General features: G+C 60.5%; 14 protein-coding genes. 5 read left to right on the top strand and 9 right to left on the bottom strand.

The window, feature by feature from the left end:
* Positions 1–44: 44 nt before the first annotated feature.
* The 4 genes from lon to tig all read right to left on the bottom strand — a co-directional run bounded on the left by lon (position 45) and on the right by tig (position 5,906).
* Complete coding sequence (gene lon / locus CK910_RS17910) at positions 45–2,399, bottom strand: endopeptidase La (protein WP_043136319.1); 2,355 nt, start codon at positions 2,397–2,399, stop codon at positions 45–47.
* A 141-nt stretch (positions 2,400–2,540) separates the two neighbouring features.
* Positions 2,541–3,815 (bottom strand): ATP-dependent protease ATP-binding subunit ClpX, encoded by a 1,275-nt coding sequence (gene clpX, locus CK910_RS17915; RefSeq protein WP_098984202.1) that lies wholly within the window; start codon positions 3,813–3,815, stop codon positions 2,541–2,543.
* A gap of 70 nt (positions 3,816–3,885) precedes the next feature.
* A complete protein-coding gene (gene clpP, locus CK910_RS17920; protein ID WP_172955358.1) occupies positions 3,886–4,509 on the bottom strand; it encodes an ATP-dependent Clp endopeptidase proteolytic subunit ClpP in 624 nt (207 codons plus the stop codon).
* A gap of 86 nt (positions 4,510–4,595) precedes the next feature.
* Complete coding sequence (gene tig, locus CK910_RS17925; protein ID WP_043555496.1) at positions 4,596–5,906, bottom strand: trigger factor; 1,311 nt, start codon at positions 5,904–5,906, stop codon at positions 4,596–4,598.
* A 428-nt stretch (positions 5,907–6,334) separates the two neighbouring features.
* On the opposite strand from tig, the gene CK910_RS17935 reads away from it, so the two are divergent.
* On the top strand, positions 6,335–6,769 hold the full coding sequence (locus tag CK910_RS17935) for a YccF domain-containing protein (RefSeq protein WP_011898663.1): 435 nt from the start codon (positions 6,335–6,337) through the stop codon (positions 6,767–6,769).
* Between the two features lie 94 nt (positions 6,770–6,863).
* Positions 6,864–7,454 (top strand): 5'-deoxynucleotidase, encoded by a 591-nt coding sequence (gene yfbR / locus CK910_RS17940; RefSeq protein ID WP_098984203.1) that lies wholly within the window; start codon positions 6,864–6,866, stop codon positions 7,452–7,454.
* Between the two features lie 88 nt (positions 7,455–7,542).
* Here the strand turns inward: yfbR and lolE are convergent, their stop codons facing one another.
* From lolE to CK910_RS17955, 3 genes are read right to left on the bottom strand one after another with little or no spacing between them, the layout of a single operon-like run.
* Positions 7,543–8,784, bottom strand: a complete 1,242-nt coding sequence (gene lolE / locus CK910_RS17945) for a lipoprotein-releasing ABC transporter permease subunit LolE (protein WP_098984204.1) — start codon at positions 8,782–8,784, stop codon at positions 7,543–7,545.
* Positions 8,784–9,482 carry a lipoprotein-releasing ABC transporter ATP-binding protein LolD gene (gene lolD / locus CK910_RS17950; protein WP_043555492.1) on the bottom strand — a complete coding sequence of 233 codons (699 nt, stop codon included), beginning with the start codon at positions 9,480–9,482 and terminating at the stop codon, positions 8,784–8,786. The genes lolE and lolD overlap by 1 nt, the downstream gene beginning before the upstream one ends.
* A gap of 43 nt (positions 9,483–9,525) precedes the next feature.
* A complete protein-coding gene (locus CK910_RS17955; protein ID WP_098984206.1) occupies positions 9,526–10,761 on the bottom strand; it encodes a lipoprotein-releasing ABC transporter permease subunit in 1,236 nt (411 codons plus the stop codon).
* Positions 10,762–10,837: 76 nt separating this feature from the next.
* Here CK910_RS17955 and CK910_RS17960 point away from each other — a divergent pair, with 76 nt between their 5' ends.
* Both CK910_RS17960 and mfd read left to right on the top strand, forming a co-directional pair.
* Positions 10,838–11,413, top strand: a complete 576-nt coding sequence (locus tag CK910_RS17960; RefSeq protein WP_042871557.1) for a PilZ domain-containing protein — start codon at positions 10,838–10,840, stop codon at positions 11,411–11,413.
* Positions 11,414–11,422: 9 nt separating this feature from the next.
* Complete coding sequence (gene mfd, locus CK910_RS17965; RefSeq protein ID WP_098984207.1) at positions 11,423–14,887, top strand: transcription-repair coupling factor; 3,465 nt, start codon at positions 11,423–11,425, stop codon at positions 14,885–14,887.
* An 83-nt stretch (positions 14,888–14,970) separates the two neighbouring features.
* On the opposite strand, the gene fbp is transcribed toward mfd, so the two are convergent.
* Positions 14,971–16,005: a class 1 fructose-bisphosphatase gene (gene fbp / locus CK910_RS17970; RefSeq protein ID WP_043555489.1), complete on the bottom strand. Its 1,035-nt coding sequence runs from the start codon at positions 16,003–16,005 to the stop codon at positions 14,971–14,973.
* A 383-nt stretch (positions 16,006–16,388) separates the two neighbouring features.
* Between fbp and CK910_RS17975 the strand changes: the two genes are divergently transcribed.
* A complete protein-coding gene (locus tag CK910_RS17975; RefSeq protein WP_098984208.1) occupies positions 16,389–18,005 on the top strand; it encodes a peptide ABC transporter substrate-binding protein in 1,617 nt (538 codons plus the stop codon).
* Between the two features lie 48 nt (positions 18,006–18,053).
* Here the strand turns inward: CK910_RS17975 and CK910_RS17980 are convergent, their stop codons facing one another.
* Positions 18,054–18,971, bottom strand: coding sequence for a DMT family transporter (locus CK910_RS17980; protein ID WP_098984209.1), 918 nt, complete (start codon positions 18,969–18,971; stop codon positions 18,054–18,056).
* Positions 18,972–19,129: the final 158 nt, after the last annotated feature.

A 19,129-nucleotide genomic window follows, 5' to 3' on the forward strand; every position in this document is an offset into this window, starting at 1 on the left:
CTTAACCACCCCCCGAATGCGCCAAATTTGCGGCGCATCAACATTTACACGACAGAAACGCGCTCAAACCCCTGCGGATTGTCCTGCAACGCCAGTTCCAGCACCTCGTCAATCCAGCGAACCGGATAGATTTCAAGGTCTTGTTTGACGTTGTCCGGGATCTCCTCGAGGTCCCTCTCGTTCTCTTTCGGGATCAGCACACGCTTGATGCCACCGCGATGCGCCGCCAGCAGCTTCTCTTTGAGACCGCCGATGGGCAAGACTTCGCCGCGCAAGGTGATTTCCCCCGTCATGGCCACATCAGCACGGACCGGATTGCCGGTCAAGCTGGAGACCAGGGCGGTACACATGGCGATACCGGCACTCGGACCGTCTTTCGGGGTCGCCCCTTCCGGCACGTGCACGTGGATATCGCGCTTCTCGTAGAAGTCCGCATTGATGCGCAGCTTCTCGGCACGGGCCCGCACCACCGTCATGGCGGCCTGGATGGACTCCTGCATCACGTCACCGAGCGAACCGGTGTAGGTGAGCTTGCCCTTGCCCGGCATGTTGGTGGTCTCGATGGTGAGCAGATCGCCGCCCACTTCGGTCCACGCCAGACCACATACCTGACCCACCTGGTTCTGGTCGGTGGCCTTGCCGTAATCGAAACGCTGTACCCCGAGGAACTCCTTGAGGTTGGCCTGATTGACCTGAACATGCTTGATGCTCTTGTCCAGCAGGATGCGCTTGACCGCCTTGCGACAAATCTTGGAGATCTCGCGCTCCAGATTCCGCACCCCCGCCTCGCGGGTGTAATAGCGGATCACCCCGACCAGGGCAGAATCTTCGATGGTGATCTCGGACTCTTTCAGGCCGTTGCGCTGGATCTGCTTGGCAACAAGATGCTGCTTGGCAATGTTGAGCTTCTCGTCTTCGGTGTAACCGGAGAGACGGATCACTTCCATCCGGTCCAGCAGCGGACCCGGGATGTTCATGGAGTTGGAGGTGGCCACGAACATCACGTCCGACAGGTCATAATCCACTTCCAGGTAGTGATCGTTGAAGCTGTTGTTCTGTTCCGGATCCAGCACTTCCAGCAAGGCGGATGCGGGATCGCCGCGCATGTCCGAGCTCATCTTGTCGATTTCATCGAGCAGGAACAGCGGGTTCTTCACGCCAACCTTCGCCATCTTCTGGATGAGCTTGCCGGGCATGGAGCCGATATAGGTACGACGGTGACCGCGGATCTCCGCCTCGTCACGCACGCCGCCGAGCGCCATGCGCACGTACTTGCGACCGGTCGCCTTGGCGATGGACTGGCCCAGCGAGGTCTTGCCCACACCGGGAGGCCCGACCAAACAGAGGATGGGGCCCTTGAGCTTGTTCACCCGCGCCTGCACCGCCAGGTACTCGAGGATGCGATCCTTGACCTTCTCCAGGCCAAAGTGATCCGCATCCAGCACCTCTTGCGCCTTGCCAAGGTCTTTCTTGACCTTGGAGCGCGCCTTCCAGGGCACCTGCACCATCCAGTCGACATAGCTGCGCACGACTGTGGCTTCGGCAGACATGGGAGACATCATCTTCAGCTTGGAGAGCTCGGCCTGGGCCTTGTCACGGGCCTCCTCCGGCATCCCCGCCTCTTCAATCTTGCGATTGAGGGCTTCGAATTCATCCGGGCTGTCTTCCAGCTCACCCAGCTCTTTCTGGATGGCCTTCATCTGCTCGTTGAGGTAGTACTCACGCTGGCTCTTCTCCATCTGCTTCTTGACGCGAGTGCGGATGCGTTTCTCGACCTGCAGCAGGTCAATCTCCGACTCCATCATCGCCATCAGAAACTCGATGCGCTCGGACACAGAGGCGATTTCCAGCACCTTCTGCTTGTCTTCGAGCTTGAGCGGCATGTGCGCGGCCATGGTATCGGCCAGACGCGCAGCGTCGTCGATCGCCGAAATCGAGGTCAGTACCTCGGGCGGGATCTTCTTGTTGAGCTTGATATAGCCTTCAAACTGACCGATGGCGGAGCGCACCAGCACATCCTGGTCCTTCTCGTCGATGGCAGTGGAGGCGATGTACTGCGCCTCACCGACGAAGAAGTCCTTGTCATCGATCATCCGCTCAAGACGGGCACGCTGGCCACCCTCCACCAGCACCTTGACGGTGCCATCCGGCAGCTTGAGCATCTGCAGAATATTGGCCACTGTCCCGACGGAGAAGATCTCCTCGACCGTCGGCTCATCGGTTGACGCATCCTTCTGGGCCACCAGCAGAACTTTCTTGTCCTGCTCCATGGCCGCTTCCAGACAGCGAATGGATTTTTCCCGCCCCACAAAGAGTGGAATGACCATGTGGGGGTAAACCACCACGTCACGAAGAGGCAGGACGGGAATCTCGATGCGTTCTGAACGCTCTAGGTTCATATATGTCCTCTCGGCTTGTTATACCGTTGGCAAAGCGCTTGGCTGAGTATATGGGGGCGCAGAGATGAGATTCAATCGCCGAAACCGTAAAAAGCATGAAAGGGGCAAAAAGCCCCTTTCATTTGATTAAAAATCAGACTGTTACTCTGATGCGGCGGCCTGGGTCTCGGGATTTTCGTAGATCATCAAGGGCGCGGAGTCCCCTTTGATCACAGTCTCGTCGATCACCACCTTGCTGACGCCATCCAGGGACGGCAGGTCATACATGGTATCAAGCAGCACGGCTTCCACTATGGATCTCAGACCACGGGCACCGGTTTTCCGCTCCATCGCCTTGCGCGCAATGGCGTTCAGGGCGTCGTCACGGAACTCCAGCTCCACCCCTTCCAGATCGAACAACGCGGCATATTGCTTGGTCAGCGCGTTTTTCGGCTCTTTCAGGATCTGGATGAGGGCAGCCTCGTCCAGCTCGGTCAGGGTCGCAACCACGGGCAGACGACCGATGAACTCGGGGATCAGACCGTATTTGATCAGATCTTCCGGCTCCACCTTGGCGAAGTTCTCGCTCAGGGTCGCTCTGGCATTCTTGGACTTGACGTCAGCGCCAAACCCTATGCCGGTGCCCTTGACGGAGCGCTGCTCGATCACCTTGTCCAGACCGGCAAAGGCGCCACCACAGATGAAGAGGATCTTGGAGGTATCGACCTGCAAGAACTCCTGCTGCGGATGCTTGCGTCCACCTTGCGGCGGGACGGAAGCAATAGTGCCTTCGATCAGCTTGAGCAGGGCCTGCTGCACCCCTTCCCCGGACACGTCGCGGGTAATGGAGGGGTTGTCTGACTTGCGGGAGATCTTGTCGATCTCGTCGATGTAGACGATGCCACGCTGGGCCTTCTCTACGTCGTAGTCACACTTTTGCAGCAGCTTCTGGATGATGTTCTCCACGTCTTCGCCCACATAACCGGCTTCGGTCAGGGTGGTGGCGTCGGCCATGGTGAAGGGCACATCCAGCAGACGAGCGAGTGTCTCGGCCAGCAGCGTCTTGCCGCTACCGGTCGGGCCAATCAGCAGAATGTTGGACTTACCCAGCTCCACACCACCGGCTTCGCTGCTGTTGCGCAGACGCTTGTAGTGGTTGTAGACGGCGACGGCCAACACCTTCTTGGCATACTCCTGGCCAATCACATAATCATCCAGGTGCGCACGAATTTCATGAGGGGTCGGCAGCTCGCTACCATCGCGCTTGGGAGAGATCTCGCGGATCTCTTCGCGGATGATGTCGTTGCACAGCTCGACACACTCATCACATACGTAGACGGAAGGGCCAGCGATCAGCTTGCGCACTTCATGCTGGCTTTTGCCGCAAAAAGAGCAATAAAGCAGCTTGTCGCCCTCACCCTTGCGTTTTTCTGTCATTCAGCAACCTCGTTTTATCAATAGAGGATGGATCGTCCTGTTGAGTTTACAACAGTCCGGGACACCCTGCTCAGCCGCGCTGGCTCAGGATACCGTCTACCAGGCCATAGGCCACGGCTTGATCGGCCGACATGAAATTGTCACGGTCGGTATCACGCTCTATGGTGGCCATGTCCTGTCCGGTGTGGAAGGCCAGACGATCGTTCAGGGTATTCTTGATCTTCAGGATCTCCTGGGCATGGATCTGGATGTCAGATGCCTGGCCCTGGAAACCGCCCAACGGCTGATGGATCATCACGCGGGCATTGGGCAGGCAGAAACGCTTGCCATTGGCACCACCAGCCAGCAGGAAGGCGCCCATGGAGCAGGCCTGCCCCATGCAAACTGTGCTGACATCCGGCTTGATGAACTGCATGGTGTCATAAATGGACATGCCGGCCGTGACGGCACCACCCGGAGAGTTGATGTAGATGCTGATGTCCTGATCAGGGTTCTCTGACTCCAGGAACAGCAGCTGGGCTACCACCAGATTCGCCATGTGATCCTCGACCTGACCGGTCAGGAAGATCACCCGCTCCTTCAGCAGACGAGAATAGATGTCGTAGGAACGCTCCCCTTTTGCAGTCTGCTCTACCACCATGGGGATGAGCGCATTGCGTGGGGATTCAGTCACATCGTTATAGTTCTTGTACATAAGGCATTGTCCCTAAAATAAAATGGCCCGAGTGGAGATCACACGAGCCATTATACTTAACAGTCTTGACCTTAAGTCAAATGTTCTTAGGCAGCGGCACCGGACTTGTTGATCACTTCGTCAAAGGCAACTTCTTTCTCGCTCACTTGCGCCTTGGACAGGATCAGGTCGATGGCTTGATCTTCAACCGCCAGATTGCGCACGCCATTCAGCATTTGCTCATTCTTCTGGTAGTACTCGATCACTTCCTTCGGATCTTCGTAGGCAGTGGCCATGGACTCGATGATGCTGGTCACGCGGGCATCGTCAGCCTTGATCTCGTTGGTGCGGATGACATCACCCAGCAGCAGACCTACGCGAACACGACGCTCGGCCTGGGCCTGGAACAGCTCGGCCGGCAGCTCAGGTGCGTTGCCGCCCTGGAAACCACCGAAACGCTGCAGGGCCTGTTGACGCAGGGTATCGATTTCCTGAGCAACGGCAGCCTTCGGCAGATCGATCTGGTTGGCTTCAACCAGGCCGTTCAGCACTTGCTCTTTCACGCTGTTTTTCAGGGCTTGAGCCAGTTCGCGCTCCATGTTCTTGCGCACTTCGGCTTTCAGCTCTTCAACGTTGCCGCTCTCGATGCCGAAACGCTTGACGAACTCTTCGGTCAGCTCAGGCAGGATCTGCTCTTCAACCTTGTTCAGCTTGGAAGCGAACTTGGCCGCCTTGCCTTTCAGGTTTTCGGCGTGGTAGTCAGCCGGGAAGGTCACGTCGATGGTGAACTCGTCGCCTGCTTTCTTGCCCATGATGGCGTCTTCGAAGCCCGGGATCATGCGGCCGGCACCCAGTACCAGGTTGAAGCCTTCGGCTTTGCCGCCGTCGAACTCTTCACCGTCGATGGAACCGATGAAGTCCATGGTCACACGCATGCCATCGGCAGCGGCGGCATCAACATCAGCCCAGGTGGCGTGCTGCTTGCGCAGGGTGTCGATCATGTTGGCCAGATCTTCATCCTTGACGGTCGCAACCGGCTTCTCGACCTTGATGGTCTCGAGGCCAGCCACTTCAAACTCGGGGTACACTTCGAAAGTGGCACTGAATACGAAGTCCTGACCTTCCTGGATCTCTTTCGGATCCATGGTCGGGGCACCGGCCGGGCTCAGTTTGTTTTCGATGATGGCCTTGATGAAGTTGCTCTGCATCATTTCATCAGCAACGCGAGCGTGAGCCATGGCACCGAACATCTTCTTGATGATGGTTACCGGAGCCTTGCCAGGACGGAAACCGTCGATGCGACGGGTTTTGGCCAGGCCATTCAATTCTTTACGCACGGCAGCGTCAACGGTAGCAGCCGGTACAGTGATGGTAAGACGGCGTTCCAGACCCTGGGTTGTCTCTACAGAAACTTGCATTCTTTTACCTCGTTCAACTCAGCACTGTGTGCTGACCCTTATTGCCCCTGGGCAAAGCCCGGAGTCTTCCTGTTTATAAAGACAACGACTGTCTTTGTGATGAGAAAATATGACGCGACATTATAGCGGCGCACTTTGGTCGAGTCGAGCCACACATCCCCCAACGGGGGTGCCGATGGCACAATTCGCGCAAATCTGACTCTTATATGGGGAAGCCCAGGCCCGACTTCAAGCGCGCAATGCACAAGAATTTGCACTTGCTCACCTTTTTTCGCGCAAAGGCCTACTTTTTCACCTCATTTCCCGCTAAAAAGCCACCCGGTTCGCAGGCTGCGACCCAAATTGTCCACCCCATCACATCAACCATTGCGTCCATGGCTGCTGCTCGCTATGGTGACAGCCAAATTTATGAGTCTGGAGTGACCAACATGGCCTTTTTCCGCTTCTTGTTTAACCTGCTCTGGTTTGTACTGGGGGGCGTCTTCATGGGGCTGGCCTGGTGGCTGGCCGGGCTGCTCTGCTTTGTCTCGCTGATCGGGATCCCCTGGGGTCGCGCCTGCTTCGTCATCGGCACCTTCACCTTCTTCCCGTTTGGCAAGCAGGCGGTGAGCCGCAAGAGCATGACGGGGCAGAGTGACATAGGCACAGGCACCCTGGGGCTGATTGGCAACATCCTCTGGTTCCTGGTGATCGGGATCTGGCTGGCCATCGGCCACATCGCCTCGGCACTGGCCTGCTTCGTGACCATCATAGGCATCCCGTTCGGCATCCAGCACCTCAAGCTGGCGCTGATTGCCCTGGCCCCCATAGGTCAGATGGTGGTGACCAACCACGAAGCCGAATCCGGTCGCTACATTCGCTGAGCGCCAAGAAAATCGCACAGGCAAGCTGCCTGCGCCGCAAAAAAAGGGCAGACTAGGGTCTGCCCTTTTTCATTGCCACCGTCCGAGGCCAGCCATGCTTCCCAGCCACTTTTTCGCCAATCTCGCCCGCATGAAACTCATCTATCGCTGGCCGCTGATGCGCAACATACAACCCGAAAACATTGCCGAGCACAGCCTGCAGGTAGCCATGGTGGCCCACGCCCTCGGGCTCATCCACAATCGGCTGTTTGGGGGCAAGGTCGATGCGGATCGCGCCGCCGTGATGGCGCTCTATCACGACAGCAGCGAGGTGCTGACCGGCGATCTGCCGACCCCGGTCAAGTACTTCAATCCCGAAATTGCCAGGGAGTACAAGAAGATAGAGCTGGCCGCCGAGCAGCGCCTGCTGGCCATGCTGCCGCCGGAACTGGTGGAGGATTTTCGCCCCCTGCTGGACTCGGGCGCGCAGGATGCCGAGCTGGCCCGGCTGGTGAAGGATGCCGATACCCTCTGCGCTTACACCAAGTGTCTGGAGGAGATCAACGCCGGCAACCGGGAGTTCGAGCCAGCCAGGAAACGCCTCGAAGCCATGCTGGAAGCAAGGATGAGCCCGCAGATGCGCTACTTCATCGACGTCTTCGTGGCCAGCTTCTCGCTGCCGCTGGATGAGCTCAACGCCCACTAAGTCAGTCCAAACGACCAGAAAACAGCAGGGCCCGCCGGTTTGCACCGGCGGGCCCTTCGTTCTTTATCAGCAGATCAGCTGCCGTGCATCAATGTCCCAGCTCCCGGGACGGCACCAGACCGCTCGCCCGCCAGGCAGGGTAAAGCGTAGCCAGCAGGCTCATCAGCATGGCCGCGCCGGTCACGATCAGCAGATCCTGCATGTGCAGTTCGGTCGGCAGGAAGTCGATGAAGTAGATGTCGGGGTTGAGGAACCTGTGGCCTATCAGCCCCTCGATGAAGCTCAGGATCTGGGTCAGCTTGCTGGAGAGCAGGCCGCCGAGCAGGGCCCCGAGCAAGGCGCCGAGCACCCCGTTCACCATGCCCTGAATGACGAAGGTGAGCCGGATCTGGCCCGGGCTCGCTCCCATGGTCTTCAAGATGGCGATCTCGCTGCGCTTCTCGTTCACCGCCATCACCAGGGTGGAGACTATGTTGAAGCAGGCCACCGCCACCACCATCAGCATCACCACGTACATGACGGTACGCACCATCTGGATGTCCTGATAGAGATAGCCTTGGCGGCTCATCCAGCTGCTGATGTAGACGTAGTGCGGGAATTTCTGGGCGGCGGCCACAGTGATGGACTGCGCCTTGAGCACGTCGTTCACCTTGAGGCTGAAGCCCTCCACCGCACTACCCATGCCGGTGATGGCCTGGGCATCGGCCAGGTGCATGAAGCCCAACACGCCATCTAATTGGCCGCCGATCTCCAGCAGTCCCACCACCTTGAGGGATTCCCGTTTCGGGTTCTTGATGGCAGACGCATCGCCCGCCTGGGGCAGCAAGAGGGCGACCGTATCCCCGATCGTGACCCCCAGCTTGTCGGCTATGGTCTTGCCGAGAATTAGTCCGTGTTCGCCGGCCTGCAGCTCGCGCAGACCGCGCCCCGTCATGTACTTGCCTGCATCGGACAGATTGGCTTCCAGCTCGGGCAGCACGGCGCGCACCTGCAATCCCTTGAGGGCATTGCCGTGCTCCAGCAGCCCATCGAGCCGGATGACGGGCGCGGCGGCTTCCACACCGGGCTGGGCCAGCAGGTAATCCCGCAGTTTTGGCCAGTCGGGCAACGGTGCCTCCATCCCCATCAGCTCGCCATGAGGCACCACAGAGAGCACCCTGTCTTTGAGCTCCCGCTCAAACCCGTTCATGGCAGACAAGCCCAGAATGAGCGCCATCACCCCGAGGGCGATACCGATGAGGGAGGAGGCGGAAATAAAGGCGATGAAGCCGTTGCGACGACGGGAGCGGCTGTAACGCAGGCCCAGAAACAGGGGCAGCGGTTTGAACATCAGGCGACCTCCGCCATGATGCCGCTCACCAGGGTCACCCGCCGATGGAGCTTGGCAGCCAGGCTGAGATCATGGGTGACCACCACGAATGCCGTGCCCAGCTCGCGATTGAGCTCGCACAAGAGCTCGTAGACGGCGGTGGCACTGGCATGATCCAGGTTGCCGGTGGGCTCGTCCGCCAGCACCAGACTCGGCTCATTGACCAGGGCGCGGGCGATGGCCACCCGCTGGCGTTCGCCACCCGAGAGCTCGGAGGGCCTGTGATTCAGGCGATGGGAGAGCCCCACCCGCCCCAGCATGCGCGTCGCCTTGTCGGTGGCGCTGGCCACAGACTCGCCGGCGATCAGCAGCGGCATGGCGGTGTTCTCCAGTGCGGTGAACTCGGCGAGCAGGTGGTGGAACTGGTAAACAAAACCCAGCTCCTGATTGCGGAATCTGGCCTGGGTGCGACTGTCCCAGTGGTGGATGTCCTGCCCCTTGAACAGCACGGCGCCGCTCGACGGGTTGTCCAGCGCCCCCATCAGGTGCAGCAGGGTGGTCTTGCCCGAGCCCGAGCTGCCCACCACCGCCAGCATTTCGCCGGGGGCGACGGACAAGTCGATCCCCTTGAGCACCTGGGTCTCCAGCTCGCCCTCTTTATAGACATGGTTCAGTGCCTGGCAACGCAGCAGAGGTTCACAGGAGAAGGGTTCATTCATAAACTGGGCTCCACTAACGCCGGATGTAACAAGAGAAGATGACTTATTCATAACGCAGTGCCTCGGCCGGTTTCACCCGCGCCGCACGGGCCGCCGGGTAAAGGGTGGCACTGAAGCTGAGCAGCACGGCCCCCAGCAAGATGGTGATGACCTGAGCCGGCTCCACTATCACCGGCAGACCGCTGCCACCGGCCGTCATGTAGAGGTTGAGCCCCACCGCATCGAGCAGGGGGTTGAGGCCGAGCGAAAGGCCGAGCCCGGCCAGACCGCCGAGCAGGGCGCCGATCACACCGCTGGAGGCGCCGAGCACCATGAAGATCTTGACTATCCCTGCCTCGCTCATGCCCATGGTGCGCAAAATGGCCACCTCCCCTTCCTTGTCGGTGACCACCATCACCAGGGCGGAGAGGATGTTGAAGGTGGCGACCGCGATGATCAGCACCAGCATCAGCCCCATCATGCGCTTCTCCATGGCGACGGCCTGGAACAGCTCGCCGCGCTCGCGGCGCCAGTCCTGCCACTCCAGTCCGTCCGGCAGCGCCGTCTTGATCACCTGGTCGGCGGCGAAGGGATCGTCCAGCCAGAGCCGAATGCCGCCGACGGTTTCTGTCGGCAGGCGCAGCAGACGCTGGGCATCCCCCAGCGCGATCAGCGCGACCTGGCTGTCCACGTCGGCACCGACCCCGAAGATCCCGGAGACGGTAAACAGCCGCTGGGCCGGCACCCGGCCAAAGGGGGTGAAACGGGTGCCTTCGGTCAGGATCAGACGAACCTGATCGCCCATGGAGACCTTGAGGCGATTGGCCACCCCCTGCCCCAGCACTATGTGGTATTCACCGCGCTGCAGGCTGTCGAGGCGCCCCATCTGCATCTGGGCGTGCAGTATGTCATCCTTTGGCCAGCGGGCCGGATCTATGCCCTGCACGCTGACGCCGGTGAGCTGACCCGGGCTCTGCAGCATGCCTTCGCTGTCGAGCATGGGGGCGCTGGCGATCACATGGGGCAATTTGGCCAGATCGGGCAAGCCTGCGGGCTGGGCGTCGATGCGGCCAGCCTGATTGGTCACCACCACATGGGGGATCACCCCCAGGATGCGGCCCTTGAGCTGCCCCTCGAAGCCGTTCATCACGGAGATGACCACCATCAGGGCCGCGACCCCGATGGCGATACCAAAGGTGGAGAACAGGGAGATGAATGAAACGAAGCGGTTACTGCGTCGTGAGCCTGCGTAGCGAAGGCCTATGGCCAGCGACAGCGGCTGAAAAAGTCCAGTCTTCAAGGATATCTACGTTGCCAACAAAATAAGATACCGGATAATAAAGGGAAACCGTCCATGACAACAAGGGATAGCCTCCATGCAGGAACAGTTCTTCAGCGTCACCCATGCCACCCCGGTCAATGTGATCCCCATGCCCGGTGACTTTCATCTGCCGACGCTGGAGGCACTGGAAGCCGAACTGCCCGAACCCTTTCGCATCGCCTCCTCCATCACCTCCATCGACATGGTGACCAGTCGCCTGATGCGCAACCAGAACGAGTCGATGCACGACCTGGTGGAGATAGTCAATCAGCAGTCCCGCAAGATCGACATGATCATGGGCTATGTGCTGTCGGTGCAGGATCACCCCGAACATCGCTTCCACACCCTGCGCTTTGGCGCCGGCCAGCTCACTTACCTGCATCCGCGCCAGGGCCATGGTGAACCGCCGCACCTGCACCAGATAGTGCGGCTCAAGATCTTCCTGCGGGAAGAGGCTTCCGCCATCTACTGCTACGGCCAGGTCAAGCAGCTGGAACCGAGCGAGCACGGCATGCACGTGGTGCTCGACTATGTGCGGATCCGCGAGGATGACCGCGAACTGCTGGTGCGTGCCAGCCTGCATGTGCAATCCAAGCAACTCAAACTTCGTGCGCAAGACCGCCAACGTTAAAAGAATCGAATGATGCCAATGAAGCTTCCCGCCTTGCCCGCCAAGGCGGGCCAAAAGTTAACGCTCGGCCAGTTGACAGGCAGCAGCCTCTCGCTGGTTGCCGCCCGCCTCACCCAGGAGGCCGACCGCCCCGTCCTGCTGGTGACCGCCGATACCCCGAGTGCCCTGCGCCTCGAGCAGGAGCTGCAGTTCCTGCTGGCAGATCAGGGCTTGCCTGTGCTGATGTTCCCGGACTGGGAGACCCTGCCCTACGACACCTTCTCTCCCCATCAGGACATCATCTCCCAGCGCCTCGAGACCCTCTACAAGCTGCCGCAGATGAGCGCCGGCGTGCTGATCGTGCCCATCTCCACCCTGATGCTGCGCTGCGCCCCCCGGGTCTATCTCGACAAGTACAGCCTGATGGTGAAGGCCGGCCAGCGTCTCAACCTGCAACAGTTGCGGGGGCGCCTGGCCGAAGCCGGCTACGTGGCGGTGGAACAGGTGCTGGAGCACGGGGAATTTGCCGCCCGTGGCTCACTGCTCGATCTCTTCCCCATGGGCAGCAACAGCCCCTATCGCATCGACTTTTTCGATGACGAGGTGGACTCCATACGCCCGTTCGATCCCGAGACCCAGCGCTCCAGCGAACCGGTCAAGACGGTCAGCCTGCTGCCGGCCCGGGAGTTTCCCACCGACGAGGCCGCCATTGAGCTGTTTCGCGGCCAATTTCGCGAACAGTTCGAGCTGTCGCGCGCCGAGGGCTCCGTCTATCAGGAGGTGAGCAAGGGGCGCTGGCCCGCCGGCATCGAATACTATCTACCGCTCTTCTTCAGTCAGACCGCCAGCCTGTTCGATTATCTGCCGGACAACACCCTGCTGCTCACAGTAGGGGATATCTATCCCGCGGCCCAGCGGTTCTGGAACGACATAGGCCAGCGCTATGAGGACAGACGCTGGGACAACACCCGCCCGCTGCTGCCCCCTCAACAAATCTACCTGCCGGTGGAGCAGCTGTTTGCGGCGCTGGGCCACTATGGCGCCGTGCGGTTGCAGGAGGTAGCCACCGACGGCGGGGCCGGCCAACGGGATCTCCCCATAGCCCCCCTGCCCGACCTGCAGCTCGATCACAGCAAGGAGCAGCCCATGCTGGCGCTGGGCCAGTTCCTGGACAGCTTCACGGGCCGCACACTGTTTGCGGTGGAATCCGAAGGACGCCGGGAAGTGCTCGGCGATCTGCTGGCACGAATATCCTTGCAACCCAAGGAGTTCGCCTCCCTCGAGTCCTTCATGGCGAGCAAGGCGCGCCACGGCCTGCTGGTGGCGCCACTGGAGCGAGGCTTCCTGCTGCAGGAGAGCGGCAAGGACGCGCTCGCCCTCATCACAGAGACCGAGCTGCTGGGGGGCAAGGTCCGCAGCAAACGCGCGCGGGAGAAGAGCAAGAACCTGAGCTCGGACGCCGTGATCCGCAACCTCGGCGAGCTGACCCAGGGCCAGCCTGTGGTGCACCTGGATCACGGGGTCGGCCGCTATCTCGGACTCGAGACCATAGATGCCGGCGGTCTGCCCACCGAGTTCCTGACCCTGGAATACGCCGGTGGCGACAAGCTGTTCGTGCCGGTGACCAGTCTGCATCTTATCAGCCGCTATACGGGTTCTGACAACCCGCCCAGCCACAAGCTCGGCGGCGAGGCCTGGGTCAAGGCGCGGCGCAAGGCGGCGGAGAAAGTGCGCGACGTGGCGGCCGAGCTGCTGGATGTGTACGCCCTGCGGGCGGCCCGTCACGGTTTTGCCTTCCAGCACGACAGGGAGGCCTACCGCCAGTTTGCCGCCGGTTTCCCGTTCGAGGAGACAGAAGATCAGCTCAACGCCATCAACGCTGTGCTGGGGGACATGTGTCAGGCCAAGAGCATGGACCGGCTGGTATGCGGCGACGTGGGCTTTGGCAAGACGGAAGTGGCGATGCGAGCGGCCTTCGTGGCGGTCCATGGCGGCAAGCAGGTGGCCGTGCTGGTGCCGACCACCCTGCTGGCCCAGCAGCACTACGACAACTTCCGCGATCGCTTCGCCAACTGGCCGGTGCGGGTCGAGGTGTTGAGCCGCTTCCGCTCCGCCAAGGAGCAGAATGCCGTCATGAAAGAGCTGCGCGAGGGCAAGGTCGACATCATCATAGGCACCCACAAACTCTTGGGTTCAGAGCTCACCTTCAAGGATCTGGGGCTGCTGGTCGTCGATGAGGAGCACAGATTCGGGGTGCGCCAGAAGGAGAAGATCAAGGCGCTGCGGGCCGACGTGGATATTCTCACCCTCACGGCGACGCCGATCCCGCGTACCCTCAACATGGCGATGGCCGGCATGCGGGATCTCTCCATCATAGCTACCCCGCCCGCCAAGCGGCTCGCCATCAAGACCTTCGTACGCCAGCAGGAGCCCGCGGTCACCCGCGAGGCCGTGCTGCGTGAACTCAAGCGCGGCGGCCAGGTCTACTACCTGCACAACGACGTGGAGAGCATCGAAAAATGCGCCAGCGATCTCGCCGAACTGGTGCCCGAGGCGCGCATCGGCATCGCCCACGGCCAGATGCGCGAGCGCGATCTCGAGCGAGTCATGTCGGACTTCTACCACCAGCGCTTCAGCCTGCTGGTCTGCACCACCATCATAGAGACCGGCATAGACGTGCCGAGTGCCAACACCATCATTATGGACCGCGCCGATCATCTGGGGCTGGCCCAGCTGCATCAGTTGCGGGGCCGGGTTGGCCGCTCCCACCACCAGGCCTATGCCTACCTGCTCACCCCCCATCCCAAGCTGATGAGCAAGGATGCGGTCAAACGGCTCGAGGCCATCGCCTCGCTCGAAGATCTCGGTGCCGGCTTTGCGCTGGCGACCCACGATCTGGAGATCCGCGGCGCCGGCGAACTGCTGGGCGACGATCAGAGCGGCCAGATCGAATCGGTCGGCTTCACCCTCTACATGGAGATGCTGGAGCAGGCGGTCGAGGCGCTGAAAAATGGCAAGGAGCCGTCGCTGGAGCAGCTGATGAGCCAGCACACCGAAGTGGAGCTGCGCCTGCCCGCGCTCTTGCCGGACGACTACATACCGGACGTCAACATGCGCCTCTCCATGTACAAGCGCATCGCCAGCGCGGCGGACGAGCAGGAGCTGCGCGAGTTGAAGGTGGAGCTCATCGATCGCTTCGGCCTGCTGCCGGAGGCAACCAAAACCCTGATGGAGCTGGCCGCCTTCCGCCAGCGTGCCACCGCCCTTGGCATTCGCCGGGTGGAGATGAGCGAGCGCGGCGGTTACCTGGACTTCACCCAGGAGACCCGGGTCAACCCTGGCTATCTGGTCAAGCTGCTCTCCGAGCAGCCGCGCATCTACAAGATGGATGGGCCGACCCGCTTGCGCTTCCAGGTGCCGACCCAAGACCGCGCCATGCGCCTGAAACTGGTGGATGGCTTGCTGGCGGATCTTGCCAGCCATACCAGTCACTGAGGCAAGCGACCTCACCCAAACAAAACGGGAGCCAAATTGGCTCCCGTTTTTTATCTGCTCATCGCAGGCACGACATCCTGGCATCACCCCTGACTGGCAGGATCCTCATGGGCGGAGAACTCCCGCATGAAGGCCTCGGCCCGCTCCACCATCTTGGTGGAACCGACGAAGTAAGGGGTGCGCTGGTGCAGTGCTGTGGGCTGCACATCCATGATCCGGCCGAAACCGTCGGACGCCTTGCCACCGGCCTGCTCCACCAGAAACGCCATGGGGTTGCACTCGTAGAGCAGGCGCAGCTTGCCGTTCGGAGAATTGGTGCCGGACGGATAGATGTAGATGCCGCCCTTGAGCAGGTTGCGATGGAAATCGGAGACCAGTGAGCCGATGTAGCGGGAGGTGTAGGGTCTGTGGGTCGCCTCGTCCCGCTCCTGGCAATATTTGAGGTATTTCTTCACCCCGTCCGGGAACTTGATGTAGTTGCCCTCGTTGATGGAGTAGATCTTGCCCTCCTCCGGGATGCGGATGTTCTCGTGGGAAAGGCAGAAGCAGCCGATGGAGGGGTCGTAGGTGAAGCCGTTGACACCAAAGCCGGTGGTGTAGACCAGCATGGTGGAGGAGCCGTAGACCACGTAACCGGCGGCGACCTGGCGGTTGCCCGGCTGCAGGAAGTCTTCCAGGGTAACACCGGCACCGGGCGTGCTGACGCGGCGGTAGATGGAGAAGATGGTACCGACCGAGACGTTGACATCTATGTTGGAGGAGCCGTCGAGCGGGTCGATCAGCACCACGTATTTGGAGTGACGGGAGAGCTCGGAATCGAAGGAGACAAAATCCTCCTCCTCTTCGGAGGCCATGCCGCACACTTCGCCGCGGGCCTCCAGCGCCGCCTTGAAGCGCTCGTTGGCGTACACATCCAGCTTCTGCTGCACCTCGCCCTGCACGTTTTCAGCGCCCATGGAGCCGATGATGTCTGCCAGCCCCGCCTTGTTGATCTCCCGGTTCACCACCTTGGCGGCCAGGCGGATGGAACTGAGCAATGAGGTCAGCTCCCCGGTCGCGGTGGGATAATCCGCCTGCTTTTTGACGATGAACTCGCCCATGGTGATCATGTTTCGCATTATTGTTCCTTTAAGATCGTTTCCGTTGGCTTTGAAAACGTTTGCACGCGTCAACAAAAAAAGTGCCGATCCTCGGCAGCCTTGTTTTGTAACCTAATGTAACGCCTGTTTTTTGTTTTTGCAGCGAATTAAGCCGCTGGATAAATGCGCACCCTGGCCGTCGAGCCCCTGTCAAAACCCCCTTTAATCGGTGCCAATCGGTGACTTTCACCATGTTAATTCGTGGTGAAAAGTCACGAACAGGCCGCCATGGTGGGTGCAACAGCCCACTTGGCCCCCTATCTGGGTAGCGGACGGCAAGGTCAGCGTCCCCCTCTTGAGATCTCCAGATCAATCCAGCACACTGGCCAGGCTTTGGAAGCAAAAAAACATAAGGATATTCAATGAAAAGGACACTCATTGCCGGCACGGTTGCCGCCCTGTTCGCATTACCCGCCCTGGCCGCCCAGGTACCGCCCGGCACCAAGCTGCTAGCCGCCGATCAACAAACCTTCGTGCGCAATATAGGCACTGAACCCGCCTCCATCGATCCCCAGATGGTGGAAGAGAGCGCGGGCAGCGATATAGTCAACGATCTGTTCGAGGGGCTCTACACCCTGGATGGCGACGGCAAGCTGCAAGCCGCCGGCGCCCTTGGCTACGAGCTCGACAGCACGGGCACCGTCTACACCTTCAAGCTCAGACCCGAGGCCAAATGGTCCAACGGCGAGCCGGTCACGGCGGCAGATTATGTCTATGGCTGGCAGCGGGCGGCGGATCCCAGAAACGCCTCCAACTACGCCTGGTTCATCGAGCTGACCGGCGTCACCAACGCCAGCGATGTGGTGCAGGGCAAGAAGAGTCCGGATACCCTCGGCATCAAGGCACTCGATGCCCATACCCTGCAGATCACCTTAAAGAACCCTGTGCCCTTCTTCCTCAAAACCCTCTCTCACTACACCACCTTCCCGGCGCCGAAGGCGACCATAGAGAAGTTCGGTCATGAGTGGGTCAAGCCGGGCAACATAGTCTCCAACGGCGCCTTCGTGCTCAAGGAGTGGACCCCCAACGAGCGCCTCATCTCCGAGCGCAACCCCCATTACTGGGACAACCAGCATACAGTGCTGAACAAGGTGCTCTATCTGGAGATAGTCTCGGACACCGCCGCCTACAACCGCTATCGCGCCGGTGAGCTGCACTACACCACCTATCCGCTGGAGCAGTACAAGCAGCTCAAGAGCCAGAGCCCGGAGGAGCTGATCAATGCCCCGCTGCTCGCCACCTATTACTATGTGTTCAACACCCAGCGCAAACCGTTCGACAATCCCAAGGTGCGCAAGGCGCTGTCGCTTGCCATCGACAGAGACACCATCACCGAGAAGATCCTGGGACAGGGTCAGATCTCCGCCTTCAGCCTGACCCCGCCGAGCGTCGACGGCTTCGAACTCAAGCGCCCTGCCAGCCAGTTGCTGAGCAAGGAAGAGAGGATCAAGCAGGCGAAAGCGTTGCTGAGCGAGGCGGGCTACGGCCCGGGCAAGCCACTGGATGTGGACATCCTCTACAACACCAGCGAGGGGCACAAGAAGATAGCCCTGGCCATCTCCTCCATGTGGAAGCACAACCTGGGGGTCAGCGCCAAGCTCAACAACATGGAGTGGAAAACCATGGTGTCAGTGCTCAACGAGGGGGATTTCGGCGTCAGCCGCTACTCCTGGAACGGGGATTACAACGATGCGTCGACCTTCCTCGACATCATGACCTCCAGCAGCAGCGCCAACAGCGGCAAGTGGTTCAACAAGCAGTATGATGCCCTGCTGGCCAAGGCCCATGACTCCAAGGATCCAGCCGAGCGCAACCAGCTCTATCAGCAGGCCGAGGCGCTGATCGATGACGAGGCCCCCATCGCCCCCGTCTACTTCTACGTCAAGTCGCGGCTGCTCAAGCCCAACATCAAGGGCTATCCCTATCAGAACCCGCAAGACGTGGTCTACTCCAAAGACCTCTATCTCATCGCGCAGTGACGCCCTGAGCCCCTGAATAAAAAGACCGCCTCGAAGGCGGTCTTTTTTTCAATCTTCCCGGCAGGCGGCCAGCGCCACCCGGCGCCGGCGCAGCACCACAGGCTGCACCAGCAGTTGCGCCAGCAAGACCCCTAGCAGTGTCATGCCGCCCCCTATCAGGTGATAGCTGGTCAGCTTTTCCCCGAGCCAGCTGATGGCCAGCGCCGCCGTCATCACAGGCAACAGGTTCATGAAGATGGCGGTACGGCTCGCCCCCAACAGAGCTATGCCCTGCATCCAGAGCCAGGGTGACAAGGCCGAGGTAGGAATACCGGCGTAGAGGATGAGCCAGAGCGCGCGGCCATCTGGCCACTGCCCGTCCACCAGCAGGTAGAACGGGGTGAGAAACAGCAGGCTGCACAGCACCTGGCCATAGAGCATGGACCAGTTGTCCAGCCCCAGATCCCACTTCTTGAGCAGCACGCTGTAAAGCGCATAAGTGCCCGCCGACAGCAGCATATAGACGGAGCCGATGTGAATGCCCTGGGTGATCAGGCGGGAGGGATCCCCCTGCCCCAGCAAGATGGCCAGCCCCAGAATGGAGATGACGCCGCCGAGCAGGGCGCCCCAGGTTGGGCGCTCGCGCAGCAGCCAGATGCTGAGCACCACTGTCATCAGCGGGGTCAGCCCCATCATCAGGCCGATTTCGGTCGCCCCCAGGGTTTGCGCCGCGTAGTAACCGAAGGTCTGGTTCAACACCATGCCGAGCAGGGCCAGCGCCGCCAACTGGTAGAAGCCGGCCCGCAGCTTGGCGCGATCGCGCCAGGCGCGGTGCGCGAGGAAAGGCGTCAATATGATGGCGGCCACCATCCAGCGCGACCAGGCCAGCGCCGCGGGTGAGAGCACGCCCACCGCCAACTTGCTGACGATGGCGTTGCCGGCCCAGATGGCCATGCAGGAGAAGGGAAACAAGAAGGCAAGGGGCATCACTATATCCAGAAGAAAGCAGCGGGTATTTCCGGCGGGAAGTATAGAGAGGCAAACAGGATTAGCAAGTGCTTGCCGGCCTTGCCGATACAGGCGGGTTTGAAACGGAATCGAACAGAGCCAATTCGGGCAGATCAGGGCCAAAAACAATCATGCCC

Origin of the sequence: Aeromonas sp. CA23, from assembly GCF_002587065.1 — a bacterium.
GTDB lineage: Bacteria > Pseudomonadota > Gammaproteobacteria > Enterobacterales > Aeromonadaceae > Aeromonas > Aeromonas bestiarum.

Bases quoted from the DNA above. Each gene is read 5' to 3' on its own strand.
- lolE (WP_098984204.1), bottom strand. From the start codon at position 8,784: ATGTTCAAACCGCTGCCCCTGTTTCTGGGCCTGCGTTACAGCCGCTCC.
- CK910_RS17980 (WP_098984209.1), bottom strand. From the start codon at position 18,971: ATGCCCCTTGCCTTCTTGTTTCCCTTCTCCTGCATGGCCATCTGGGCC.
- CK910_RS17975 (WP_098984208.1), top strand. From the start codon at position 16,389: ATGAAAAGGACACTCATTGCCGGCACGGTTGCCGCCCTGTTCGCATTA.
- lon (WP_043136319.1), bottom strand. From the start codon at position 2,399: ATGAACCTAGAGCGTTCAGAACGCATCGAGATTCCCGTCCTGCCTCTT.
- CK910_RS17935 (WP_011898663.1), top strand. From the start codon at position 6,335: ATGGCCTTTTTCCGCTTCTTGTTTAACCTGCTCTGGTTTGTACTGGGG.
- lolD (WP_043555492.1), bottom strand. From the start codon at position 9,482: ATGAATGAACCCTTCTCCTGTGAACCTCTGCTGCGTTGCCAGGCACTG.
- yfbR (WP_098984203.1), top strand. From the start codon at position 6,864: ATGCTTCCCAGCCACTTTTTCGCCAATCTCGCCCGCATGAAACTCATC.
- clpX (WP_098984202.1), bottom strand. From the start codon at position 3,815: ATGACAGAAAAACGCAAGGGTGAGGGCGACAAGCTGCTTTATTGCTCT.
- fbp (WP_043555489.1), bottom strand. From the start codon at position 16,005: ATGCGAAACATGATCACCATGGGCGAGTTCATCGTCAAAAAGCAGGCG.
- tig (WP_043555496.1), bottom strand. From the start codon at position 5,906: ATGCAAGTTTCTGTAGAGACAACCCAGGGTCTGGAACGCCGTCTTACC.
- clpP (WP_172955358.1), bottom strand. From the start codon at position 4,509: ATGTACAAGAACTATAACGATGTGACTGAATCCCCACGCAATGCGCTC.
- mfd (WP_098984207.1), top strand. From the start codon at position 11,423: ATGATGCCAATGAAGCTTCCCGCCTTGCCCGCCAAGGCGGGCCAAAAG.
- CK910_RS17960 (WP_042871557.1), top strand. From the start codon at position 10,838: ATGCAGGAACAGTTCTTCAGCGTCACCCATGCCACCCCGGTCAATGTG.